The organism is Amycolatopsis sp. NPDC104587 (genome assembly GCF_055583645.1).
In genome coordinates this window covers 1-3,272 of the sequence record NZ_JBVJNO010000031.1, presented here as the reverse complement: position 1 = coordinate 3,272, position 3,272 = coordinate 1, and the positions used below count along the sequence as shown (strand labels likewise).

1 rRNA gene is annotated in these 3,272 nt (G+C 55.0%); it reads left to right on the top strand.

Going from position 1 to position 3,272, the window contains the following annotated elements:
- Positions 1–111: 111 nt before the first annotated feature.
- A 23S ribosomal RNA gene (locus ACZ61C_RS47595) occupies positions 112–3,232 on the top strand.
- Positions 3,233–3,272 lie beyond the last annotated feature (40 nt).

Sequence of the window (3,272 nt, the reverse complement as noted above, 5' to 3'; positions counted from 1 at the left end):
AAGCACACTGTTGGGTCCTGAGGCAACACGCCTCGGGCTTCATTGCCTGGGAATGTGGTTTGTTTCTGGTGTGGTGTTTGAGAACTGTAGAGTGGATGCGAGCATCTTTGTGGTCAAGTTGTTAAGGGCACATGGTGGATGTCTTGGCTTCAGGAGCCGATGAAGGACGTAGGAGGCTGCGATAAGCCTCGGGGAGCTGTCAACCGAGCTGTGATCCGAGGATTTCCGAATGGGGAAACCCAGCACCAGTGATGTGGTGTTACCCGCACCTGAATATATAGGGTGTGTGGAGGGAACGCGGGGAAGTGAAACATCTCAGTACCCGTAGGAAGAGAAAACAACCGTGATTCCGTGAGTAGTGGCGAGCGAAAGCGGAAGAGGCTAAACCGTTTGTATGTCAAGCTGTCAGGCGTTGTGCAGGCGGTGTTGTGGGACCCACCTTGAAGAGACTGACATTTCTTCGGAATTGACGCATGGGTTAGTGGAACGCCTTGGGATGGGCGGCCGGAGTGGGTGAGAGCCCCGTACGCGAAAACTTGTGTTGTTGTTCTTGGTGGTGTTCCCGAGTAGCAGCGAGCTCGTGGAATTTGCTGTGAATCTGCCGGGACCACCCGGTAAGCCTAAATACTTCCTGAAGACCGATAGCGGACTAGTACCGTGAGGGAAAGATGAAAAGTACCCCGGGAGGGGAGTGAAAGAGTACCTGAAACCGTGTGCCTACAAGCCGTCAGAGCCTGTGATGGGTGATGGCGTGCCTTTTGAAGAATGAGCCTGCGAGTTAGTGCTGCGTGGCGAGGTTAACCCGTGTGGGGTAGCCGTAGCGAAAGCGAGTCTGAATAGGGCGAATGAGTCGCGTGGTCTAGACCCGAAGCGGAGTGATCTACCCATGGCCAGGGTGAAGCGACGGTAAGACGTCGTGGAGGCCCGAACCCACTTAGGTTGAAAACTGAGGGGATGAGCTGTGGGTAGGGGTGAAAGGCCAATCAAACTCCGTGATAGCTGGTTCTCCCCGAAATGCATTTAGGTGCAGCGTCACGTGTTTCTTGTTGGGGGTAGAGCTACTGGATGGTCTAGGGGCCTTACCGGGTTACCGAAATCAACCAAACTCCGAATACCAATAAGTGAGAGCGTGGCAGTGAGACGGCGGGGGATAAGCTTCGTCGTCGAGAGGGAAACAGCCCAGAACACCAGCTAAGGCCCCTAAGTGTGTGCTCAGTGGGAAAGGATGTGGGATTGCCCAGACAACCAGGAGGTTGGCTTAGAAGCAGCCACCCTTGAAAGAGTGCGTAATAGCTCACTGGTCAAGTGGTCCTGCGCCGACAATGTAGCGGGGCTTAAGCACACCGCCGAAGCTGTGTCATTGACACAATAGATCCACTTGGGCTCTTGAAGTCCTTGTGTAGTCGTGTTGATGGGTAGGGGAGCGTCCTGCATCCAGGGAAGCCGTGGCGGAAGCTAGCGGTGGAGGGTGTGGGAGTGAGAATGCAGGCATGAGTAGCGAATGCAGAGTGAGAAACTCTGCCGCCGGATGACCAAGGGTTCCTGGGCCAGGCTAATCCGCCCAGGGTAAGTCGGGACCTAAGGCGAGGCCGACAGGCGTAGTCGATGGACAACGGGTTGATATTCCCGTACCCGAGCATGTGCGCCCATGACGAGGCGTTTGATACTAACCACCCAAAGCGTGCCGGCGAAGTCTTCGGATGGAGTTGGCATTGTGGAGCGTGGGACCTGATTTCGTAGTAGTCAAGCGATGGGGTGACGCAGGAAGGTAGCTCCGCCAGTGAGTGGTAGTACTGGTGTAAGCGTGTAGGGAAGTTGGTAGGCAAATCCGCCAGCTATATATCCTGAGACGTGATGCGTAGCCGTTTGAGGCGAAGTAGAGTGATCCTATGCTGCCGAGAAAAGCCTCTAGTGAGTGCATGCACGGCCCGTACCCCAAACCAACACAGGTGGTCAGGTAGAGAATACCAAGGCGATCGGGTGAACTGTGGTTAAGGAACTCGGCAAAATGCCCCCGTAACTTCGGGAGAAGGGGGGCCAAACATCCTGAAGCTCTTCTCGAGCTAGGGGTGGGTGGCCGCAGAGACCAGCGGAAAGCGACTGTTTACTAAAAACACAGGTCCATGCGAAGTCGCAAGACGATGTATATGGACTGACGCCTGCCCGGTGCTGGAACGTTAAGAGGACCGGTTAGCCAGCAATGGCGAAGCTGAGAATTTAAGCGCCAGTAAACGGCGGTGGTAACTATAACCATCCTAAGGTAGCGAAATTCCTTGTCGGGTAAGTTCCGACCTGCACGAATGGCGTAACGACTTTCCGGCTGTCTCAACCACAGGCCCGGCGAAATTGCACTACGAGTAAAGATGCTCGTTACGCGCGGCAGGACGGAAAGACCCCGGGACCTTTACTATAGTTTGGTATTGGTTTTCGGTTCGGCTTGTGTAGGATAGGTGGGAGACTGTGAAGCGGTGACGCTAGTTACTGTGGAGTCGTTGTTGAAATACCACTCTGGTCGAATTGGGAATCTGAACCTCGGGCCATGATCTGGTTCAGGGACAGTGCCTGATGGGTAGTTTAACTGGGGCGGTTGCCTCCTAAAGAGTAACGGAGGCGCCCAAAGGTTCCCTCAGCCTGGTTGGCAATCAGGTGTTGAGTGCAAGTGCACAAGGGAGCTTGACTGTGAGACAGACATGTCGAGCAGGGACGAAAGTCGGGACTAGTGATCCGGCACCTCCTGGTGGAAGGGGTGTCGCTCAACGGATAAAAGGTACCCCGGGGATAACAGGCTGATCTTGCCCAAGAGTCCATATCGACGGCATGGTTTGGCACCTCGATGTCGGCTCGTCGCATCCTGGGGCCGGAGTAGGTCCCAAGGGTTGGGCTGTTCGCCCATTAAAGCGGCACGCGAGCTGGGTTTAGAACGTCGTGAGACAGTTCGGTCCCTATCCGCCGCGCGCGTAGGATACTTGAGGAAGGCTGTCCCTAGTACGAGAGGACCGGGACGGACGAACCTCTGGTGTGCCAGTTGTTCCGCCAGGGGCATGGCTGGTTGGCCACGTTCGGAAGGGATAACCGCTGAAGGCATCTAAGCGGGAAGCCTGTTCCAAGATGAGGTATCCCACCCTTTGTGGGTTAAGGCTCCCAATAGACCATTGGGTTGATAGGCCAGAGATGGAAGCACAGTAATGTGTTGTTGAGTTGACTGGTACTAATAGGCCGAGGACTTGTCTACGAAGATGTTGCGCATCCACTCTACGGTTCTGAAACACCAC